The organism is Bacillus sp. MYb209 (assembly GCF_002975175.1).
In the GTDB taxonomy this organism is placed as follows: Bacteria; Bacillota; Bacilli; order Bacillales; family Bacillaceae_G; genus Bacillus_A.
In genome coordinates this window covers 74,142-96,882 of the sequence record NZ_PCNZ01000013.1, presented here as the reverse complement: position 1 = coordinate 96,882, position 22,741 = coordinate 74,142, and the positions used below count along the sequence as shown (strand labels likewise).

The 22,741-nt window shown below is 36.2% G+C and carries 21 protein-coding genes and 1 pseudogene; 5 read left to right on the top strand and 17 right to left on the bottom strand.

The features are described from left to right. Positions 1-16: 16 nt before the first annotated feature. From CQZ94_RS18805 to CQZ94_RS18790, 3 genes and pseudogenes are all read right to left on the bottom strand, one after another. Positions 17-447, bottom strand: a pseudogene (locus CQZ94_RS18805) (hypothetical protein). Positions 448-674: 227 nt separating this feature from the next. Further along, complete coding sequence (lplA, locus tag CQZ94_RS18795; RefSeq protein ID WP_002158958.1) at positions 675-1,664, bottom strand: lipoate--protein ligase; 990 nt, start codon at positions 1,662-1,664, stop codon at positions 675-677. Between the two features lie 9 nt (positions 1,665-1,673). Further along, a complete protein-coding gene (locus tag CQZ94_RS18790; RefSeq protein ID WP_105586577.1) occupies positions 1,674-2,408 on the bottom strand; it encodes an MBL fold metallo-hydrolase in 735 nt (244 codons plus the stop codon). A gap of 203 nt (positions 2,409-2,611) precedes the next feature. On the opposite strand from CQZ94_RS18790, the gene yhfH reads away from it, so the two are divergent. Further along, the gene (gene yhfH / locus CQZ94_RS18785) at positions 2,612-2,740 is read left to right on the top strand and encodes a protein YhfH (RefSeq protein WP_000567010.1); all 129 of its coding nucleotides are present in this window, start codon (positions 2,612-2,614) and stop codon (positions 2,738-2,740) included. A gap of 39 nt (positions 2,741-2,779) precedes the next feature. Here yhfH and CQZ94_RS18780 read toward each other — a convergent pair whose 3' ends face one another. Beyond that, positions 2,780-3,793, bottom strand: coding sequence for a LacI family DNA-binding transcriptional regulator (locus tag CQZ94_RS18780; protein WP_105586576.1), 1,014 nt, complete (start codon positions 3,791-3,793; stop codon positions 2,780-2,782). 225 nt (positions 3,794-4,018) lie between these two features. Continuing rightward, entirely contained in the window at positions 4,019-4,528 is a 510-nt protein-coding gene (locus CQZ94_RS18775; protein WP_105586575.1) for a GNAT family N-acetyltransferase, read from the bottom strand. 149 nt (positions 4,529-4,677) lie between these two features. Here CQZ94_RS18775 and CQZ94_RS18770 point away from each other — a divergent pair, with 149 nt between their 5' ends. Beyond that, entirely contained in the window at positions 4,678-5,031 is a 354-nt protein-coding gene (locus CQZ94_RS18770; protein ID WP_105586574.1) for a PH domain-containing protein, read from the top strand. A 28-nt stretch (positions 5,032-5,059) separates the two neighbouring features. Here the strand turns inward: CQZ94_RS18770 and CQZ94_RS18765 are convergent, their stop codons facing one another. Next, the gene (locus CQZ94_RS18765; RefSeq protein WP_142395870.1) at positions 5,060-5,365 is read right to left on the bottom strand and encodes a DUF2087 domain-containing protein; all 306 of its coding nucleotides are present in this window, start codon (positions 5,363-5,365) and stop codon (positions 5,060-5,062) included. A 36-nt stretch (positions 5,366-5,401) separates the two neighbouring features. Continuing rightward, positions 5,402-5,617 (bottom strand): hypothetical protein, encoded by a 216-nt coding sequence (locus CQZ94_RS18760; RefSeq protein ID WP_105586572.1) that lies wholly within the window; start codon positions 5,615-5,617, stop codon positions 5,402-5,404. 145 nt (positions 5,618-5,762) lie between these two features. Here CQZ94_RS18760 and CQZ94_RS18755 point away from each other — a divergent pair, with 145 nt between their 5' ends. Beyond that, entirely contained in the window at positions 5,763-6,524 is a 762-nt protein-coding gene (locus CQZ94_RS18755; protein ID WP_105586571.1) for a hypothetical protein, read from the top strand. A gap of 37 nt (positions 6,525-6,561) precedes the next feature. On the opposite strand, the gene CQZ94_RS18750 is transcribed toward CQZ94_RS18755, so the two are convergent. Together CQZ94_RS18750 and CQZ94_RS18745 are read right to left on the bottom strand one after the other, a co-directional pair. Then, entirely contained in the window at positions 6,562-9,165 is a 2,604-nt protein-coding gene (locus CQZ94_RS18750) for a YhgE/Pip domain-containing protein (protein ID WP_105586570.1), read from the bottom strand. 210 nt (positions 9,166-9,375) lie between these two features. Further along, a complete protein-coding gene (locus CQZ94_RS18745; RefSeq protein WP_088077914.1) occupies positions 9,376-9,948 on the bottom strand; it encodes a TetR/AcrR family transcriptional regulator in 573 nt (190 codons plus the stop codon). Positions 9,949-10,381: 433 nt separating this feature from the next. Here CQZ94_RS18745 and CQZ94_RS18740 point away from each other — a divergent pair, with 433 nt between their 5' ends. Further along, positions 10,382-11,224: a hypothetical protein gene (locus CQZ94_RS18740; RefSeq protein WP_142395869.1), complete on the top strand. Its 843-nt coding sequence runs from the start codon at positions 10,382-10,384 to the stop codon at positions 11,222-11,224. A gap of 49 nt (positions 11,225-11,273) precedes the next feature. On the opposite strand, the gene CQZ94_RS18735 is transcribed toward CQZ94_RS18740, so the two are convergent. The 6 genes from CQZ94_RS18735 to CQZ94_RS18710 form a co-directional block, all read right to left on the bottom strand. Further along, a complete protein-coding gene (locus tag CQZ94_RS18735; protein ID WP_105586568.1) occupies positions 11,274-11,573 on the bottom strand; it encodes a hypothetical protein in 300 nt (99 codons plus the stop codon). 141 nt (positions 11,574-11,714) lie between these two features. Continuing rightward, positions 11,715-14,081, bottom strand: coding sequence for a DUF6359 domain-containing protein (locus tag CQZ94_RS18730; protein ID WP_105586567.1), 2,367 nt, complete (start codon positions 14,079-14,081; stop codon positions 11,715-11,717). Between the two features lie 218 nt (positions 14,082-14,299). Beyond that, positions 14,300-15,721, bottom strand: coding sequence for a protoporphyrinogen oxidase (gene hemY, locus CQZ94_RS18725; RefSeq protein ID WP_105586566.1), 1,422 nt, complete (start codon positions 15,719-15,721; stop codon positions 14,300-14,302). A gap of 19 nt (positions 15,722-15,740) precedes the next feature. Continuing rightward, positions 15,741-16,676 carry a ferrochelatase gene (hemH, locus tag CQZ94_RS18720; RefSeq protein ID WP_105586565.1) on the bottom strand — a complete coding sequence of 312 codons (936 nt, stop codon included), beginning with the start codon at positions 16,674-16,676 and terminating at the stop codon, positions 15,741-15,743. Positions 16,677-16,690: 14 nt separating this feature from the next. Further along, entirely contained in the window at positions 16,691-17,737 is a 1,047-nt protein-coding gene (gene hemE, locus CQZ94_RS18715; RefSeq protein ID WP_105586564.1) for a uroporphyrinogen decarboxylase, read from the bottom strand. A 189-nt stretch (positions 17,738-17,926) separates the two neighbouring features. Then, complete coding sequence (locus CQZ94_RS18710) at positions 17,927-20,044, bottom strand: transglycosylase domain-containing protein (protein WP_105586563.1); 2,118 nt, start codon at positions 20,042-20,044, stop codon at positions 17,927-17,929. 127 nt (positions 20,045-20,171) lie between these two features. Between CQZ94_RS18710 and CQZ94_RS18705 the strand changes: the two genes are divergently transcribed. Further along, a complete protein-coding gene (locus tag CQZ94_RS18705; protein ID WP_105586562.1) occupies positions 20,172-20,663 on the top strand; it encodes an antibiotic biosynthesis monooxygenase family protein in 492 nt (163 codons plus the stop codon). A gap of 128 nt (positions 20,664-20,791) precedes the next feature. Here the strand turns inward: CQZ94_RS18705 and CQZ94_RS18700 are convergent, their stop codons facing one another. Next, the gene (locus CQZ94_RS18700; RefSeq protein ID WP_105586561.1) at positions 20,792-22,207 is read right to left on the bottom strand and encodes a PH domain-containing protein; all 1,416 of its coding nucleotides are present in this window, start codon (positions 22,205-22,207) and stop codon (positions 20,792-20,794) included. Continuing rightward, positions 22,200-22,676, bottom strand: coding sequence for a PH domain-containing protein (locus tag CQZ94_RS18695; protein WP_105586560.1), 477 nt, complete (start codon positions 22,674-22,676; stop codon positions 22,200-22,202). Before CQZ94_RS18695 ends, CQZ94_RS18700 begins: the two co-directional genes overlap by 8 nt. Positions 22,677-22,741 lie beyond the last annotated feature (65 nt).

The following is a 22,741-nucleotide window of genomic DNA, read 5'->3' as shown; positions in this document are numbered from 1 at the left end:
AGGTACAAACATATAGTTAAACTGTAGCTAAAATCATTTTAGGATAATATGCGCTCATCTTGTCTCTAAGCTTATCAAGTTCCTCTTTATTTAAACTCGTATACTCTCCATACAAGTTAATCGCGTCCGCTCCATTTTCATGCAAGTAGACTGTAACATATAGTGTCGGTAATCCCTTATTGTCTTCATCTATCGACAAAATGACATCTGGCGTTTTATTAACAGCACTAAACATTTCATTTCTTTTCTTTTCCATTTCTTATTTTGAAACATAGCTTGTATATCATGTATCTTTCTTTCGTTATCTGTATGCGTATAATATATAACATTATCCCGCATTGGTTTTCCAATAGATAAAATTGTACGACTTGAGGAAGTTTCATCATTACACGCTGTCATTCCGATGCTGAAGCTGAGCAATACTATAACGTACATTACCCTTTTCATTTCGATCCACCTCCTTTTATTATGTATATTCCTTTATAAGGAGCAAATGTCCTGGAAGTGGATGTTTTAATGACGATATTCGTGATAAATGAAATTATATCAGCGATTTTCCGAATATATCGACCGTAACTTAAAATATATCCGCGATTTTTAAAATATATCGATTTCCCGAAAAAACCTGACAAGTTATACAAAAAGAGGCTGTCTTTTATGACAGCCTCCTCTGTTTAGAAGAATAAATGCAAGAAATCTTCTGTTGTAATATTACCGAAATAGCGCGCGATATCTACGCCTTCTAAAGCTACAGTGAATGTATCTTTATCAAATTGTACGCCTGTTAGACGTTCTTCAATGTCATGAACATCTAGTGATCCGAAGAAATCACCGTAAATTTTACATTCTGTTACTGTTCCTTTTTTCACTTCAAGACGCACGTCAACTTGTCCAACTGGGAAACGGTGTGAATGCTGTAAGTTGAACTTCGGAGACTTCCCGTAGTTCCAGTCCCAATTGCGGTAACGTTCTTCAGAAATTTTATAAATCTCTTTCCAATCAGCTTCTGTTAATTCGTACGTTGGAATTTCTGTTTCACCTTCAAAAATTGTTTCTAGAAGAAGTTGTCTAAACTCTTCTGTCGTCATTTTTTCATTTAAGAACTCTGTAATATTCGCAACGCGGCTACGGATTGATTTAATTCCTTTTGATTGAATTTTATCCATTTTCACTTTTAGTGCTGATACAACGTGATCGATTTCAGAGTCAAATAATAACGTACCGTGACTAAACATACGACCTTTCGTTGAAAACTGCGCGTTTCCTGAAATTTTTCTACCTTCAGCTAAAATGTCGTTACGACCACTTAGCTCTGCATTTACACCTAGTTTACCAAGCGCTTTCGTTACAGGTTCTGTGAATTTTTTAAAGTTGCTGAAACTATCTCCATCATCTTTCGTAATAAAGCTGAAGTTTAAGTTTCCTAAATCATGATATACTGCGCCTCCGCCTGATAGACGACGAACGACGTGAATGCCTTTTTCTTTTACGTAATCAGCATTAATTTCTTCCACTGTGTTTTGGTTTTTACCAATGATAATGGAAGGCTCATTAATGTAGAACAGTAAATATGTTTCGTTAATATCTAAATTTTTAACACAATATTCTTCAATCGCTAAGTTTATCGTAGGATCTGTAATCCCTTTATTATCAATAAATAACATCGTATCACCTCATGAATTCCAAACGTAACCACTATGCGCAAGCGTAATATGGCCCCTGAAAATTTGTTTTGCTTCTGTTACTAAATCAGATGGATTGCCTGTATGCGGTAAGTGCGTTAATAAAAGTTCTTTTACATTCGCAGTTTTCGCAATACTTGCTACTTCTGTACTATTCATATGCCCTGCTTTTGCAGCCTCTTGATGTGCATACATATTACATTCACAAATGAAAAGATCAGCATCTTTTGTGAACGGAATAAATTCAGGAATATAGCTTGAATCTGCACTGTATACAACAACATCATCGCCAGCTGTAATACGCATTGCAAAGCATGTAACAGGATGAACAGTTTTTAAGAATGAAATGGAGAACGGTCCAATTTGAAGTGTTTCTTCTGGATTGTACGCGATTCCTTTCGTATGCGGTGCATGCGTTAAAGAATTAAATCCATTCTCATCAAACGAATGACCGTATATTGGTAACTCTGGTAGTTGTCCCTTTGTCGCACTGGTAATTAATCTCGCATATTGCAATACCCCAATGTCTGCAACATGATCGTGATGATAGTGCGACAATACAACTGCATCTATATCAGATGGTGTTATATATTTTTGAAGCTGTGCTAGTACACCACTACCACAGTCTACAAGTAAACGAAAACCATCGTGTTCAAACAAATACCCCGACGTTGCTTCTCCCGCTTCTGGAAAGCCGCCCCAAAAGCCGACAACAGTCATTTTCATATGTATCCATCCTTTCTAAAACCGAGTAGGAATGCCGTTTTTCTCCGTACTTGAGAAAGTTTTTTACTTACATCCTACATTGTTAACTATAATCCATTTCCTAAACTTTTTCATTAATTTTCAACTTTGTTATAAAACAGTTGTTGACTTTTGTTTTTTGTACTAATACAATGATAGTAAGAAATGGAAATGGAGGGATTGACATGATTGATCAACCAATGGAGTTTTTCCGAAATTTACCGACGAAAACTTGTGCACACTGCGGGAAGGAAATTGATGAACAACACGAAGCATACCATAACAAATGTGACGATTGCGTTCACGAAGAATAGTAGTTTGTGAACATAAAAAAACCTAGCAGACATAGTCTACTAGGCTAATAACATCGTATCCTTCATCGTTGAACCTTTCACCAAGAGCTCCAGTTCAAACTCATACAATTCTTTTTGTCGATAATTTTTCGTATGGATTTTATCCATCATTAAGTCGACAACTTTTCGAGCCATCTCGTCGATTGGCTGTTCAATTGTCGTAATGCCTGGCTCTGTAATCTGCGCTAAAATTTGATTATCAAAACCGATCACAGCGAGATCTTCTGGAATACTCCAATCATGGCTTTTCGCCTCCGAGATAATTCCAGCTGCAACCTCGTCGCCTCCTGCCAAAATCGCGGTAGGATTTTTTTTGTCCTTTAATACTTCATGGAATATTCGTTTTCCATCATCCCAAGAGAAAGCGTTTTCAAGAAAATCAATCGCTTCCACTTCTCTACTCTTTTCAGTAATAGCACGTAAAAAGCCCATTTTTCGCTGTTGGCTCACTACTTTCGTTTCGTTACCACGGCAAAAAATAAGATTACGATATCCTTGTTCTAATACATGATTGGCAGCTATGTATGCTCCCTGTGCATGATCGAACTTCACTGTTGGAACATTTGCTTCCTCAATATATTCATTACATAACACGATTGGACCGTGTTGCAAGTATGGCTCCACATTCTCCCATGGATTTTCTAGTGAACATAGAATAATCCCATCTACTTGTTTCGTAGATAATAATTGTAAATACTCCATCTCTTTTTCCGGTAAATATCTTGTTTGACAAATAATCAGTTTATATTTATGTTCAGAAGCAGCAATCTCGATTGCTTCAATAAATCTACTAAAAAAAGGATTTGTAATCCTTGGAACAAGCACCGCAATTGTTTCTGTTTTTTGTTTACGAAGCCTTCTCGCCGCAGAATTAGGAACGAAGCCTAAATGCTTCATTGCTAATTGAACCCTTTTCTTCTTCTCATCTGAAACATATGGATGATTATTGATCACCCTAGAAACCGTTGTCCTTGATAACCCCGCTAATTTCGCCACGTCCTCGATAGTCGACACGAAATTTTCCCCCTTTGCATGAAAACGTTTTCTTATCCTGATTATATAGTATATTATTGGAAACTGCAATATAGGTTCTTATGATTTTACTATATTAATATTATACATAGGGAAAAGTCTGTTAATAGGAGGAGAAAATATGCTGCTTTTAGAATTTCACAGTAAGAATATGAAAAAAGATGTACATACCATAACGTATATACACCTTCTTAATTAATACGAATTCTATTCAATATAAAAAGCCATCAATACGTCGTCTCCATATGATCCATCTTCATATTTAATTTGCTTTCTTTGTCTTCCTTCTTCTACAAATCCAGTACGTTTATACACTTTAATTGCTCTATCATTAATAGAAACTACCCCTAAGCAAATTTTCTCTAAATTTTTCTGCCCTTTAGCCCAACTAATAAGAAATTCAATTAGCTTCGTACCAATGCCTTGATTACAGTACGCCTCTCTAATCCCCATTCCCATTGTACCTGCATGTCGTAAGCGTTCTAGTTCATATCGATTGAAAACCAGAAAGCCAATCACCTTACTATCTACTTCATAAACTATATAAAGATTACCTTTCTCACTACTTTTCCGGATCTTTTCTCTTTCTAAATCAATATCATTTGGTAATTTTTGGGGGGATACTATAAAAAACTTTGTAGTAGTTTCCGATAATATAATTTCTTTTCTAATATCCATAATTGATTCCGCATCAACCTCTTTTGCTAATCGTATCACCGAATCACCTCTTACCTTTTTCTTAAAAGAATAATATTGGAGCTATCAAACTAAGAGTCTCTAAAACTCTCAATATGCAACATTACATATTGAGAATCTTTTCACTTTTGATACAATATTTATAAACCCACATAAAAGGAATGCATACAATGAATCCAATCTTAACAGCTGCAAAACAACTATTATATAAAGGCGAAGTTATTGTCTCTACTTTAAAATGTTCACTTACTGACTATATTAATACGCATAAAGTCCCGTATCCAGGCATGTTATTTGCTACTAACAGAAGACTTCTCTTTTTGGGCCAACATAAAAATACATTGATTGCCGAATTTGAGTATAAAAAAATTGTATCTATAGAAACGAAGAGAAGAATCTTTGACAAAAAAATAATATTTTATTATGAAGATGAATATATAACATTGGGATACATTACAAGCTCGAATATAGACGAGTTCTTAGACTTACTACAAAGAAAATGCACCACTAGTACGGACTCATAATCAGTGAGGCTGTCCCCTCGCTGATTCATTATTTTAACTCCTCCCACTTCGTCCACACTTCTCTCTCATTTACACGATACATATTATCCTCACAATCCATAAACCCATGCACGATAAATTCTCGTCTAATTGTACAAAAATCTTCATGATATTGTTTTATGAACACATTGATTTCTTTCTCAGTATATTGATTCTCTGTATTTAATTTACTGATTAAATGCTCTAACAATACTAGTTTTTTCTTTTTTTGACCTGGAATCGATTTTAAGCGGTCCTCTTTATCGAAAAAGTTACGAATGGTCGTATCCCTAAATTTCATTTCACTTTCGGTCATTTTGTTATCCTCCATCAATTTTTATATAATAAAACTTTATTGTTTATCTTTACCGTTTTTCTTTATTCTTTCACTTAAAATATCAATAAAGTAATATCCACTAATTAACACATAGTAGAATGTAAGTATTCCAAATATATCTTTCATACTTGTATATTCTTCTCTATGAAACAAGATAGGTGAAAGGGTGAAAACAAGAAAGAAGATTAGTGGATATAAGATAAAATAATAAGTTAGATTTCCTTTCATCATATCAACTCCTCTACTCTATGTTTCTCTGTAAATTGTTGTAAATCCTTTTCATTTTTACTCCTCTCATCCACACTTTTTAATTTACTTATCACTCTTATTTTTTTTGTAATTTATTATTCGAATTAATAAATATATGTGGTAAATTATGTTACAATTCACTTATACATACTTTGGAGGGTACATAGTGAAAAAAGCTATTATAGTATTAAGCATCCTATATCTTATTTTAACCGTACATACAGGAGCTGTTCTTTTAGGAAAAGAGGATTACAGAGGTGCTATCAATGCATTAAAGGAAAAGAAGGAAGTCTCTTCCTTTCAATCTGCAAAAGACGGTGTGATTTTATTAAAAGGAACATTAGCTACCGCACAACCTATTACAGAGGAAAAACTTCAAAATAAAGAATTCGCACTTCTTGAAATTAATACATATAAACGACGAAAGGCTAATTGGAAAAACATTGATACCGAGCAGTATATCTCAAAGCAGCTCTTACTAAACAATGAGACTCTTCCTGCATTAAAAGAAATCCGCTTCTCAATGGAACCAATTACACTGTCAGGAAAAGATATTTCCGCCGAAGATTACTCACTAAAAAAGGATGATACTCAATTAACAATTAAAGGTAAAGGATACCGATACACCGGAATAGAAAACAAATCAGACGTTCTTATTTTTGGCATAAAAAAAGGTGATACGCTTGAAGGTTATAGCGGCTCTGAAATTCTAATAGGAAAAACAAAAGAGGACATTGCCAGCAACATGAAACTATATACTTTTGCTGAAAGATATGGCCCATTTGTTTGGATTGTAGCTACAATTATTCTTATAAGTATTGTTATATACTTGTTCCGTAAAAATAGAAAAACAAATGAACTTTCTCAGCCAATAAAACAAGACCAATAAAAAAGGCACCATTTCGGTGTCTTTTTATTTTCCTTATTTAAGCTTCAATTGATTGATTTTCAGCAACATTTCTAAATTGTCGTTTGTGCATCCAAGTTAATGAAGCAATTGTTCCAAGTGATAATAAAACGATAAAGATCATTAGTATCCCTATATTTTGCCACATGAAGTTAAAATCACCGCTTGATACGACTGCTTTAAGTCCTGATACAGAGTATGTCATTGGTAGCCAAGCATTAAAGGGTTGTAAATACTTCGGAATCAACTCTAGTGGGAATGTTCCAGCGCTAGTTGTAAGCTGCATAATTAATGTTAAGATCGCAATGAAACGGCCCGCATCACCAAATGCTGTTACTAAACATTGAATTAATGCGATGAACGCTACACTTGTAACAATGCTAAAGAGTATGAAGTATGGGATGCTTTGTACTTCTACACCTAATCCGAACAGTAATATGACATCTGCTACTATTGCTTGAATAATACCGACTGATAGTAAAACACCAAACTTACTAATAAACCAGCTGAATCCTGATTTCGGAACGCCGACTGTATCGCGTAATGGGTATACGATAGATAATAGTAATGCCCCAACGAATAAACCGAGTGATAAGAAGTACGGCGTAAATCCAGTTCCGTAGTTTGGGACTTCCGCCATTTTCTCCGTCTTCACTTTTACAGGGCTTGCAAACATATCATACGTTTTATCCGTTCCTTTTACTTCACCTGTTTTTTCTGCCCCTTCACCAAGTTTCTCAGCAAGTTCACCTGAACCATCATTTACTTTCACTAGTCCATCTGTCACTCTTCCTGATCCGTCTGCTAGTTTATTTACTCCGTCGATTAGTTGGGTTGAGCCAGTTGATAATGTGCCTAAGCCTGTTGTGACTTGGCCGGAACCATTTGCTAATTGCGTTATGCCACCTGCCATTTGATTTGCGCCTACAGATAATGTGCCTAAACCGCCAGTTACTTGGTTAGATCCATCTGCCAATTGCATTATACCGCCTGACATTTGACTCGCTCCTACAGATAATTGGCCTAAGCCTGCGGTTACTTTTCCTGATCCACTTTGTAATTGAGTTACTCCATCAATTAATTGACCTGATCCTTCTTTCAATTTATCAGTACCTACTTTTGCATTACCTAAACCTTCACCAAGTCTATGAAACTGACTAACAAATTCGTTTTGTGCGTTCGTTAGTTTCGTAATACCACCAGTTAAAGTTTTCAACTCTTTTAGATTTGGTAGATTGTTTTGCGCATCACTTGTTGTTTGATTTATTTCACCTTTTAATTGTTTTACTTCTTCATTTAATTTATTTGTTCCACCTGCTACTCCAATGGCTTTCTGTTGCACCGTCGCTGTACTTTTTACCGCACTTGTTATAAATGGTTGTAACTGCTCTTGATATTCTTTTGGTAAACTCTCGATTTGCTTTTGCAAATTCGCTACATCTTGCGCTGCATTTTTTGCATCTCCTGCTGTTGATTGAGTAAATTCATTTAACTGATTTACATTTTCTCCAGCCCCATCTATTTTCTGATTTACCGTATTTAATATAGTAGGAACTTTCGACTGCATTTCCTCTAAGCCTGCAACAGAATTTTCCACTTTAATATTTAACTCCTGCAAACCCTTTTGAATCTCTTGAGACCCTTTTTCTAATTGTCCTTGTCCTCCAACAAGTTTTTCCATACCATTTGATAGGTCCGTTGTTCCTGTTTTTAATTCACCTGATTTACTTACCAATGTGTTCAAACCGCCGGTCACTTTTTCAGATCCATCACGTAATTCGCCAATTCCTTTTTGCATCTCGCCCGTTTTGCTATTTAACGTATTTAAACCTGCTGTCACTTTCCCAGATCCATCTTGTAATTTCCCAACGCCGGTCTGCATCTCACCTGTTTTGCTATTTAATATATCTAAACCTGCTGTCACTTTCCCAGATCCATCTTGTAATTTCCCTACTCCATCCTTCATCTCCCCAGATTTCCCTTGCAGCGTATAAAGTCCGTCCGTCACTTTACTTGATCCATCATGCAACTCACTAGCTCCATCATGTAACTTATTTGCTCCATCCGCTCCATCTGCTAATCCTTTTGAGACGTCTTTAATAGAATCAAACATTTTCTCTGCATATGTTTTTGTTAACGTGCTTGATACTTCACCTTTAATTTTTTCAATTGCTGTTCCGCCAATTTGTGAAGATAAGAAGTTTAAACTTTCATTTGGAATATATTCTAAGTTTAATGGTTTCGGATCGTCTTTTAATAACGTTGTAGCGTTACTTGAGAAGTCATCTGGAATACGTACTAACATGTAATACTTTCTGCCTTCCATTCCCTCTTTCGCTTCTTTTTCACTTACAAATTCCCATTTAAAACTTTTATTATCTTTTAAGTTATCAACGAGCCCTTTCCCGACCTCAATTGGTTTCCCATCAAGTTCTGCACCTTTATCTAAATTGACTACCGCAACTGGCAAGTCATCTAGCTGTTCATACGGATCCCAAAAGGCCCATAAAAACATACCCGCATATAAAATCGGTACAAATAAAACCGCAATGATTGGGATTAATATTTTTTTACTTTTTATAATCTCTGCAAATTCTTTACTAAGCAACTTATGCCATTTCATAATTTATCCCCCTTTTTAAAAATGACCAAAATGTCTATTTAGTCATTTTCACCCAAATAAAAAGGCTATATCTGTTCATACATATGCCTTATCCCCGAATTTATACTATGCACATTTTCATCTACTTGATTATACTATTTAACCACCCTTCTCATACATTTGACCAATTTGTTCAATTAGTCATTTTTTTATAATATTAAAAGGATTATCTTAATTTGACAATCCTTTTAATAAATAAAGTTCGAATAATTCCGAGATTTTTTCTTTTTCTAACGGTTCATGATTTTTTTCCCAATCAAAAATAAGCGATACGTATAGGCGAAGCATAATAAACGCTGTAATTTCTGGATCACATTTGCTAATCTCACCTTTTTCAATCGCAATCTCTAAATAAGATTGGATGACAGAAATGATTTCCACATCTACTTGTTGCATCACTTCTTGTACTTCTTTCGTTCCCATATCACGCTCTTCTTGAATTAGTTTAATCATGAGCTGATGTTCTTTTCTAAATTCTAATATGCTATATAATGCTCTATGTACATTTTCAAAAAATGAAATATCTGAACGAATTGCATTTTCTGCAACTTGCTTCATTTCTGTAATTAAATTAGAAATAATTTCGCCAAATAGTTCTTCTTTATTTTTGAAAAAAGTATAAATTGTTCCTTTTCCTACATTCGCTAACTTCGCAACTTGATCCATCGTCGTCGCCTTATAACCGAATGCTGAAAAAGACTTTGTTGCAGCTTCAATAATAGAACGTTTTCGATCTATCGCCACATCGTCACCTCCAAAAATGACCAATTGGATAATATAGTCAATCGGTACATATTTGATATTACCACACGCTTACATTCTATACAAGTTCTCTTTTTAGTTATTCCCAGTACAAAAACATTCCAGTCAATCTATATAATACTGTCATAGTGTATCAGAAAAAAAGGGGAAAGGAAAAAATGTTCTTCAGATATAATTTTTATGAACACCTTTTTCTTATTTCAACGTAAAAAGCGTAATTTTATCTGAACTAGAATTCAATATGTCCTCTCTTTTCCTTTCACTCTGACAATCTTCTTCTACAGTTAAACCTTACCTAACAACACAAAAATCCCTCTTTTTCTAATAAACAAATAAAAAAACAAGAAAATCCTTACATTTAATAGTAATATAGAAAGTAGACATATTTATAAAAATAGTGGAGGCTTTTTCAGTCATGATGCGTGCGCTTCGTTTAAATATAAGGCAAGCTTTTTGTAGTCGGGTTTCTTTAATTATTATGTTTAGTGGATTAGTTCTTATTTCTATTTATCATTATTATTATGTAATGCGTTATTTAGGAGACGCAGCGAATGGGGCTATGGCAACTGCTTTTAAATGGATCGGGTTTCGTAATAATGAAATGGATGTTTATTTATTATTAATGCCTGTTATTGCAAGTTTGCCATTTAGTACAAGTTATAATTCCGATAAATCCGATGGTTTCAAAGCTTTTATAAGTAAGGAAATTTCCCTATTCTCGTATTCCTTTACAAAATATATCGTTACATTTTTTTGCGGTGGATTTCTTTATACTTTACCGTTCATTCTTTCTTTATTACTTTGCAAATTAACAATTCCAAATGGAGATCCAACCGTCAGTACTAGCATGATAAACGGCAACGGAATGTTCGCAGAGTTATATTTCTCTTCTCCCATCACTTATATTCATCTATATATTGGGATTAACTTTTTATTCGCTGGTTTAATGGCCCTCTTAGGTTTAGCAGCGTCCACATGGTCACAAAAGGATTACATGGCACTTCTATTTCCATTAGCAGCTACTTCCATTCCTTTCGTCCTGCTAAATACAATATTCCCTACAATAGGCGGAGCACCTATTCACTTATATGATCCGAAACAACCATTACACGGGATGTCACCGTATATTTTACAATGTACATTTTTCTTCCTTGTCAGCTTATTCATGTACATAAAAGGATTACAACGGGACAAAAAAAGATATATGAGAAGACTTCAAAAACGAGATCGATGTAGAAAAGCTTTTCAGCCATTATAAAAACCTAATTTTCTCACGTTATCTTGGAAATTAGGTTTTTTCTATTCATTTACGGCGTACCAGCCAATCCCCACAAAATAACAACAGCCGCAAAGTAAATTGCTTTAATAGCTACCACTAAACATAATGAAATAATTGCATATTTACTTAATTCTCTTCTTGCACCTATTAAAGTAAAAATAACCGCCAAACTAAACGTTACATAGGAAGTTGCTGTATTTATTAAGTAATACATACTATCTAGATTCTGGGTAAGCCCTGTTATATCGGCTACAAACTGAAGCATGACGACTGTACTAAAAAAAATTGCAAGCTGATTCATTAATTTTCCATTTATTTGTGCTACCATATATCTACACCTCTCTCGTTTAAAGTCTGAATATTTAATTAATATTATCACCAAATCATAAAAAAAGGAATTCCCTCTGTATAATTCTATGACGATGTAAAAACAAAAAAGAACGCTTAGTTACCTAAGCGTTCCCCTACTTTAAGAAGCCTTCTTCAAATCAATTTGAGCAAGTACTGGATCGTGGTCACTTACGCGTCCATGTTCTTTCATAATGTTTGAGTTTAAGTGTACAGGGTCTACAATTGTGTGCGGTGCGATGTTATTCGTTACTAAAATATGATCTAGCACTTGTGCATTTCCTTCATGAATGTACGTGTAGCGGTTCTCTTTCGGCACTGTGTTTAACATATCTTTTAAGATTGTTCCTTGCAATGCTTCTAGTGGTTTAGAGAATTCAAAGTCATTCATATCACCTAATACAACAACTGGCGCATTCGTATTCTTTTCTTGAATACCTTGTACGAAATGATTCACTTCTTGTGCTAATTGAACTCGTTTTTCTTCACTCTTTAATACGAGCGGCTGCACTTTTCCAAATGGCGTTGCATCTCCTAATTTTGAGTTTAAGTGATTTGCAACAACAACGACGTTTTGTCCTTGGAATGTAAATTCTGCTGCTAACGGTTTACGTGTACTTTCAAATAATGGATTTTCGTCTCCGATGCGGACTACATTTTTATCTAGTAACTTCGGTACTGTCGCTAATTTCACACGTGATGGATTATAGAAGAAACCGACGCGAATATTAGCTCCTGGTGCTCCTCCGTCTTGATTGTTGCTTGGCGCAATTTCTACATACTCATACTTCGGTCCACGAATTTCTAAAACTGCATCAATAATACGTTTTGCACTTAAAGAAGCATCTGTTGTTCCGTCATTAATCGATCCATTATTATCTTGCATTTCCTCTACACCGATAATATCTGGCATTTTTAAATTGTATTTAATAGAATAAGCTAACGCTTTTACTTTCTCATCTGATGTTTCTTTTTTATTCGCTGAGAAGTTTTCAATATTATATGTAGCAACTGTTAACTTATCAAGACGCGGCTGAATATTTGCCCCTACTTGCTTAAATCCACCGTCTACTGCAGATGGTAATTCCGTTACTGGCGAAATGCGGTATGAACCGTAGTCATATCCTACTACTCCCGTTATATCTCCAGTGAACGTATCGCCTACTTTCGCGACATAATCACGAGGTACCTTTACAGAAAGACGTTCAGGGTTTAATTGGTTTTCATCTAAAAGCGGTGTACCATATTTCGTTACTACTTTATCTCCGCCATTTTTTACTGTTACATATAAATTTCCGTTTTTCTGAGGAGCGATAATTTTTGGCGCTGGCATCGTAACACGCATACCTTCTACACTTTCATAAAAATCGATTGCATCTTCATTTGGATCAAATAAACCGAATGCATCATTATCGATAATTTGATCAGGGATTTTCACACCGTTTTCTCCTAGTACAATCGGTGCTGGTAAAGGTTGATCTTTTGCGATTACAGCAATGCGACTCGCCTTAATTTCAGTCGTCGTTAAGTCTGTTTCAAAACGTTCTGCATATCCAGGTCCAACATATTCTTCTACTTCTCCATCAACTTGAATAAGATCTCCTACCGCTACATTCGCATCTTTTTTGTATACGTAAATACCTTCTGAAGTAGCTGGATCATTATCCGGCTGATTATCTTCTATATAAAAACCATTTTTATCAAGCGCTGTGACAACGCCTTCCACATTATTTACTTTCTTCCCATTGTAAGGAGAAATATGTGATTTCCCTTGAATATCATGAATACGAACTGGTTCATTTGTTACGATTATAAATGAAAATGTTGAAATCGCTGAAGAAGTAAGCCCTTCTTTTTCTGCGATTGCTTTCACTACACTATTTTCATTCACTACAATTTGTCCGTTATAGCGAACGCTTTTATTTGTAGGATTAGAGCCATCTAACGTATAGTAGATTGTTGCTCCTTCTGTGTTCGTTGTTAATGTTACTGCTGTTCCTTTAGCAACTTCCCCGCCATTTGGTGATGCTACTACATCGCTAACACGGTTTTGTTCTTCCCCTTGAAACTTATGAGCTGTTACTGATTTTAAACCTGGGCTACTAAAATATAATTCAAGCGTCCCTGTCAACCTAACTTTCTTCCCGATATTTTCAGGGTGATCTTTCACATTTACTGCCGATCTCACATCGCCTTTTGGCAACTGAACAGGCATGATCTTGTCTGGATTCGTTTCGTTTGGCGAATCGGCAATTGCCACATTTGTGTCGTCAAACTTAGCCGGATCCTTTGTGTACTTAGAAGGACTTTGCGTATATCCAACGATATATCCTTCCACTATCCCCTTCGTTTTCCCTTGCTGCTTGAATACTTGAATTGCTTTTTCTACTGACATAGAAGTAGTTTCTTCCGCCTGCGCTAAAGTTCCAGTAAATGGAAGCAATAGCAATAATGATAAAAAGATACTTAACAATTTCTTCACAGCCATTTTCCTCTCCCTATTTCATATTTTCTCAGCATTTCTATCATATCAAATGATTCGTTATATAGAATGCTATTTCGACAAGTTTTACACAAAATTTATTTAATTTACAAGTTTTCAAACTATAATACAAAATAACTTATATAGGTTTATTGACTAACAGGTATTTTATCCAATAAACAAAACGCCTTCAATATAATTGAAGGCGTTTTGTTTGAAATATTTTAATGTGCGACTAATTCGGTTCCAATTACTTTCTCTAAATGAGATAACACACGCTGTGCCGCTCTCTCACCTTGCTCAATACAAGCCGGAAGACCAGAACCAGCGTAAGAACTACCTGCCAAATACACACCTGGCAATTCTTCCTCCATAAATGTTGTGAGCTTCTGCATTCGCTCCTTATGGCCTACTGTATATTGAGGCATCGCTTCTTTCCATCGGCTTACAATTGTAAACTCTGGATCCTCTGTAATATCCATTGTCTTTTGTAAGTCTTCTAATACGAGCTGCACAATTTCTTCGTCCGTTTGTTCGACAATCGCTTCATCACCTGGGCGTCCGACGTAACAGCGAAGAAGCGTTTTTCCTTCTGGCGTTGTATGTGGCCATTTTTTATGTGTCCACGTACACGCTGTAATCGTGTAATCACTATTTCTTGATACGACAAATCCGGTACCATCAATATCACGCTGAATTGCAGACTTCGGGAAAGCGAGTGCCACGTTTGCAACTGATGTAGACGGAATGTTACGGAAGAAACGAAACTGCTTGTACTGCGCAAACATAGACGGTAATACTTTATGCGGTGCTGCAACTACAATCGCATCTGCTTCCATTTCTTTTCCGTTACTAAGAGTAATCGTATAACTATCACCAAGTTTTGCAACTTTTTCAATACGAGTTCCCTTCATTACCATATCATTAGGAATCTTCACTTCAAGAGATTCTACTATAGATTCTAAACCGGTTTTCACAGTTTTAAAGATTCCCTTTTTCATTTCAGCCTTCTCTTGTTTTGGAGCGAGCGTACGCATACCGAGTGAAATACTACGGTGCTCCTGTTCAATTTGATAAATTTGAGGGAATGTTGACATTAAACTCATTTCATCAATATCCCCTGCATAAATACCAGATAATAATGGCTCAATTAAATTTTCAACGACTTCATTTCCAAGACGATGCCTGAAAAACTGCCCGAGTGATTGATCAGAAACTGGTTTTGATCTAGGCATTAACAAGTCAAAACCAGCTCTTAATTTACCAATTGGGGAGAACAATCCGGAAAAGAGAAACGGCGTAATTTGCGTTGGAATTCCCATCATTGAACCGCTCGGCATTTTATGTAGCCGATTGTTTACGAGAACGAACGATTGACCAGTCGCATTATTTACAAGTTCAGCATCAAGTCCTAATTCTTTCACTAATTTAGCTGCACTCTTTTTTCTTGCTAAGAAGGAATCAGGGCCACGTTCAATTGTAAATCCATCTTTTTGCACGGTTTGAATTTTCCCACCAAGTTTACCAGACGCTTCTATAAGCAATGCATCTATCGGCAAGTTTTTTTCACGAATTTCTTTTTGTAAGTTATACATTGTTGTTAATCCTGTGATGCCACCGCCGATGATCACAACTTTTCCCCTCAAGTAAGCTCCCCCTTTCTACTTACATTACAGATTCTTTTTTCTTTAATACAACATCTGCTAAACAGTCAATAAATGCAGATGATGCGTTTGGCATTTCTGGACGATAATATTTCGCGCCAATTTCATCCGTTACAACTTTACACTCAAAGTCATTGTCATATAAAACTTCTAAATGTTCCGCAACAAATCCAACTGGTGCATATACGAATGAACTGTAGCCGTACTTTTCATTTAGTTCTCTCGTTAAATCTTGTACATCTGGACCAATCCAAGGATCTGGTGTATTTCCGGCACTTTGCCAGCCAACTGCATAATTTGCTACTTCAGCACCACGTGCAATATAGTCAGCTGTTTCATTTAATTGATCTGGATATGGATCGCCGAGTGTGATAATTTTCTCTGGTAAGCTATGTGCAGATACGATTAACACTGCTTTTTCACGTTCTGCTTCTGACATACCGTTATATATACCTTTCACTGCATCGACCCAATACTGAATAAATTTCGGTTCTTTATACCAGCTATCAATGCCGTGAATTGTTAAGTTTCCAAGTTTTTCTGCTTCTTCTTGCGCTCGTCCTACATACGACTTCACGCTAAAAGTAGAATAGTGAGGGGCAAGAACGAGTGCAATTGCATCTTCTATTCCATCTTTATGCATAGCTTGTACTGCATCTTCAATGAACGGTTCAATATGTTTTAAACCAAGATACATGTGGTACTCTACTTCATCTTGCATTTCATTTAAACGCGTCTCTAACTTTTTAGCTTGCTCTAATGTAATAGTAGCTAAAGGAGAAATACCACCAATTGCACGGTAACGCTCTGTTAAATCTTCTAGCATTTCAGGACTTGGCTTTCTTCCTCTGCGAATATCTGTATAGTAACGTTCAATATCTTCTTCTTTATATGGCGTTCCGTATGCCATTACAAGCAAACCAATTTTCTTTTTCATACAGCCAATCTCCTTTACTTCGCTAACTGCTCTTTAGAGTATTCATGAATAAATGTAGTTAAGCGTTTTAATGTATCTGGATTTACTTCTGGGAATACGCCGTGACCTAAGTTAAATACGTAACCTGGCTGCTTCATCCCTTGATCTAAAATACCTTTTACATGTTCTTCAATAACAGGCCAAGGCGCTAGTAAGAACGAAGGATCCATATTTCCTTGTACCGCCTTATGAACACCGCGCGCGCGTGCTTCTTCGATTGGTAAGCGCCAATCTAAACCTACTACATCAAGAGGCAAGTCGTGCCATTCATTCACTAAGTGTCCAGCCCCAACGCCGTGCATAATCATTGGAACACCCATCGTGCGAACTTCTGCAAAAATACGCTCCATCGCTGGTTTAATAAATATGCGGTAATCCGCTACATTTACTGTTCCAACCCAAGAATCGAAAATTTGAACAGCTTTTACTCCTGCGTTAATTTGCGCTTTTAAATATGTAATAACCATATCTGCAAGCTTATCCATTAAAGCGAACCAAGCTTTCGGCTCTGCATACATGAACGCCTTCGTATTATGATAGTTACGAGAAGGACCGCCTTCAATCATATAGCTCGCTAACGTAAATGGAGCTCCCGAAAAACCGATTAACGGTACATCTAACATTTCTGTCGTTAATAAACGAATTGTATCTAATATGTAAGGTACATCATCTTCTGGATTGATTTCCCCTAATTTTTCTACGTCTTGTAAAGAACGGATTGGATTATCGATAACTGGACCAATGCCAGATTTAATTTCCACATCAACACCAATTGCAGGTAGTGGTGACATAATATCTTTATAAAGAATTGCTGCGTCTACGTTATATTGATCAACTGGCAACTTTGTAACGTAAGCGCACAACTCTGGATTATGTGTAATTTCAAATAAAGAATATTTCTCTTTTATCTTTCTATATTCCGGCTGTGAACGACCCGCTTGACGCATATACCATGCTGGTACATACTCTGTACGTTCCCCCTTACATGCTTTTAAAAATGTCTCATTTATAGTTCTTACCAAGACCCTAGCTCCCTTCCTTACCAATGCTTTTTCTTTAAATATGCTCTATTCCGATATTTATCTTTTTTTACTATACAGCTTGTAAAAACAAAATGCATAACATTATGTACGTTGTTCATTAAATTGACACAAACGTTCGTAAAACCGTTTACTATTTTCACAACATTCTTATTATAGCACAGAGAAAAACTACGGTTTAGCTACTTTTGACTTTTCTCCTTCACGGTTCGTTTGTGTGTTATATGGCACAACGTAAAAACTTGGTTTTGAGAATATATTAATAAACTTTTCCTCATATTTCCCTGTTCCTTTTACCGTTCCAACGTGAGTATGCATTCCTTTTTCAACTTTATAAATTCGATACATAATTCTCTCATCAGGAAGCGGCGTCCAGCTTAGTTTCATTGCAAATAAACCGAAAGGACTAAAAGCTAGTTTTGCTTCCACGTTTTTAATCTTATCTAAACGAATCGGCAGCCCAATTGTTTCAACACCTTTTGGTCTATGAAAACTCGCTTTATCTTGTATATTTGCTTTCGTTAAAATCTTTTTAAATAACATCGTTGCAGATGCATTCCCATCTTGTAATTGATGCTCTTTATCGGTGCGGTCATAGCCAATCCAAACTGCACCTACTAAATTCGGTGTATATCCAACAAACCACATATCACGCGCGCCATGGTCATCATTCGGCAATGAAGTTGTGCCTGTTTTTCCAGCTAAAGCTCCATTATATACGCCAGCTTTCGCCGTACCTTCTTTCACAACTCCTTCAAGCATCTTTGTCATATACCATGCCGTTTGCTTCGAAAAGACTTTCGTTTCAGCTTTTGATGATTCTCCAATGACTGCTCCGTGTCTATTTAATACTTTATCGATAACGTGCGGTTCGATAATATTCCCATTTGCTAAAAAAGATCGGTACATTTTGACAAGATCAAATGGAGAAACACCATTTTTCAGCCCGCCAAGTGCTGTGCTTAAACCTGAGTCCGCAATATGAACATTCCCTTTCTCTAAATATTGCTTTCCCTCATCTACCCCTAATTCATTTAATAAAGATACAGCTGGCACATTTGCTGATTCTAATACCGCATCGTACATCGTCATCTCTTTCGCATACTCATGATTATAATTTCGAGGTTCATAGCCTTCAAACGAACTTTTTTCATTCGTTAATAAAGAATATGGATTATATTTCTTCGTCTCGAGTGCAGGTCCATATACAATAAGCGGCTTTAAAACAGAACCAGGCTGCCGCTTTGCAAAAACGCGATTAAGCCCTCTCGGAACATACCCTCTTCCTCCAATCGCGGCTTTAATTCCGCCAGTCTGATTATCCATTAATAAAAATGCACCTTGCGCCCCGTTTTCTTTACCAGGGAAATTTCTCGCATCTTGAAACTGGTTATATGCTACCTTTTGAACTTTTTCATCCATCGGTACGACAAACGTATATCCTCCGCGCAGTACTTCTTGATGCGATAAACCATATAAACGCGCCGCTTCATCTATAACCATATCGATATACGGCATATATGCGAGTTCACGTTCATCTGAATTTTTATAAAGAGCGATTGTTTTTCCTTGGTAACGAACACTATCTTCCGCTGTTAAATAGCCTTGTTTATGCATAAGTGACAAAATAAAATCACGGCGTGCCTTACTCTTCTCAGAAGATACGTACGGTGAATAGCCATTTGGCGCTTTCGGAAGCCCTGCAAGCATGGCTCCCTCTTCCACTGTTAAATCTTCTACATTTTTATTAAAATACAACTTTGCTGCCGCTTGAATACCATATGCCCCATGACCGAAATAAATATGGTTCATATACATTTCAAGAATTTGCTGCTTCGTATATTTTTGCTCTAATTGAAGAGAAATTGCGACCTCTTTCAATTTACGCGTAAATGTTTTTTCGTGAGTTAAAAAGACATTTTTAGCTAGTTGCTGCGTAATTGTACTACCGCCTTCTACCTTCTCTCCAGCTAATGCGTCTTTATAAAGCGCCCGAAATATAGAAGGGTAATCAATTCCTTGATGCTCATAAAAACGAGAATCTTCCACAGCAATAAATGCTTGCTGCACGTACTTTGGAATTTCTTCGATCGGCACGAGCTCTCTATTTTCTACATATAACTTCGTAATTTCTTTTCCTTTCTGGTCAACGATACGTGATGAAGAGTGGAAAACAAGCTGCTTTTCATCCATCATATAGCCACCAGTTAACACAATAAGTTTATAGAGTACAATCGCTACTACAAACGTTGCTACCCCGCCTAATAAAGTCCACTTTGCTTTCTTCATACATCGGCCTTCTTTCCAAATGATGGTACATTTATTATTTGAAAAAGGACTATCTTTATGTATATAATCTTCGAAGTTTTTCACAAGAGTTGATATAATAGAGACAAACTATAAAGGGGGCATTAAAATGAAGGCTATTATTTCATACGAAACACCTCTAGAACAGGCATATTTCACTGCAAAAAATAACGAAAAAGATATGTTTTACAAAGAAAATACTGAAGAATCTGTAGAATCTGCACTTCAGTATGACGTATTAGACGCTGTTGGAGAATTTAAAGGACAACCTGGCTACATCGTTTGTAACAACATTTCTGTAACAGACGAAGGTCGCCCTGTATTTGAAAACCGTTTTAAAAACCGTGCAGGTCTTATCGAAAACGAACCTGGTTTCCAGGCAATCCGCGTTCTTCGCCCATTAAGTAATGATACATATGTCATTTTAACGATGTGGGAAACAGAGCAAAACTTTAAAAACTGGACAGAATCACGTTCATTCGAAAACGCTCATAAAAAACGCCCTGCACATGCAGAAGCACAGGCGCATCCACATGCAGAACAGCAAAAAAGCATTTTCTCTCGCCCGTCGTTCGTGACTACTTTTGATGTGTTAGTTTAGTTTGCTGAGTTCGGAGCCCACGGTATGTGAAATTATATGAACGATTTTTTCAATATATCTATCACATCTTGAAATATATCAACGATTCGACTAAAGATATCGATTTAACGACAAAAAAGGAAACACCATTACACACTGGTGTTTCCTTTTTCTTTGTACCAATTATATATGCAAAGCGCGTCTTCTTTTCGCATATGCTTCACTTTATACCTATGCCCCGCTACCGATATGGCAGCTGTACATAACTCGTCTTTCTTTTGAAAATGCGACTGATTATATCCTACTACTTGAACATGCCTTCTTCGCATGCTTCCTGTATATTTCGCAAGGCCTCGGTACACCATTATTAACTGATTTTCTCGTATCATATATCCACCACTTTTATACCTAGCGTATGCAAGTATTGTAAATACAATAAATAGCAGTATAAGAACGAACAACGCAGTATGTTGTTTAAAATATATACTCGCACCAGCGATTGGCACAGCGAGCACAGCACTTGTAATCCAGCCCATTACGACGTAACGGCGCAATGCAGCCTTCGGTAAATGAACGATTTCTTCTTCTATTTCATACGGCAACTGTAAATAGGCAAGTAACTGCTGTACATCTTTTTTCTTCATGAAAGGATGTAACATCACTTCATTACCGGCGGATTCTATACTTTGAATGATTTCCACTTCGACAGAACAATAACCGAAAGGCTGGCGAAGAATTCCTTCTTTCACAGTAATCGCTTGAATGCGGTGTAGTTTTAAAACAAACTCTTTCTTATCAAATAATCCTTGTACGATGCGAATTTCATTTCCGTTTCGCTCTACTTTAAAGTTCGCATATTTTAACGCATAGCCAATTGTAGAAATGACCCACGAAATCGCCATTAAAATCGCGGCCATAACAATTAATTCATATACACCGTTATCCATCACATACGCTTCTACTTTATTTATGAGCCATTTCGGAAGAAATTCATTAAACTCTGTGTAAATAAGCAGTAGTCCAGAAAATACTAACCCGAATCTGCCAGATGTAATGGATGCGAATAAAATTTCTTTCGCTGTTAACTGATAAACCGTCTTACTTTCTTCTTCTGCGGGCGCCTCTTCACTCAAAACGCTGCTCTCTTTATGTAATAAAGCAATCAGTTCCTTCGCTTTATCTTCTTTAATACCAGCTAACATCACTTCTGGCTCACTACCGCCGCCCGCTACTTCAATATTTAATTTCGCAAGTCCAAGCAGTTGGTAAATGACATTAGAAGATGTACTAATGTTTTGCACACGGTCTTTATTTAAATAACTTTCCTTCTTCACAAAAACACCGTGTTTTATATGTAAAATATTATTCTCAATCCAGTACACTTTGAAATACCATTTTACAGCTGAAAAGATTGCCATAACGAATAATAGAAACAACAAAACAAAATAAAACAAATACCAAGGCTCGTTCTCATCAGAGCGAAATATTACAAGAAAGATAAAAGGCAATAAACCCGCAATTCTAATACCTAATAATATCGTGATCGGATGTTGCCTCTTATACACCCTCATCACTCACTTTCGCAAGTTCTCCAATTTGTCTTTTCAACTGCTCTGCTTCTTCTTTCGTTAAGCCTGGAATACTATGAGAAGTTGCCGCTGTTGAAATATGTAATTCTGCTAAATTATACTTTCTCATAATTGGCCCTTGCTCAATCGTTACGTGCTGCACGCGGATCATCGGAATAAGCACGCGCTTTACAACGAACATTCCTTTTTGAATTTCAATCTCTTCTTCATTTAATCTGTAACTATAATAACGCTGACGTAAATTTGGAAACACAAAATAATCAAGTGGTATAAATGTAATAGCGCCTGTTACTAACAATCCAAACAACCAGCCCCACCAATTAAAATTGATCATAAAAAAGAAATACGCAATTACGACTGCTAGTATAACTGCCGCCCCAATTAAAGCGTGACTTCTCCACACTTTTAGCATATTAGAATGAATCTCCTTTTCTAACGGCTGCATCTCATCACTCCAATTATATGAATTTATTAATTATATATTAGCAGAAAATAAGGTTTTATATACAG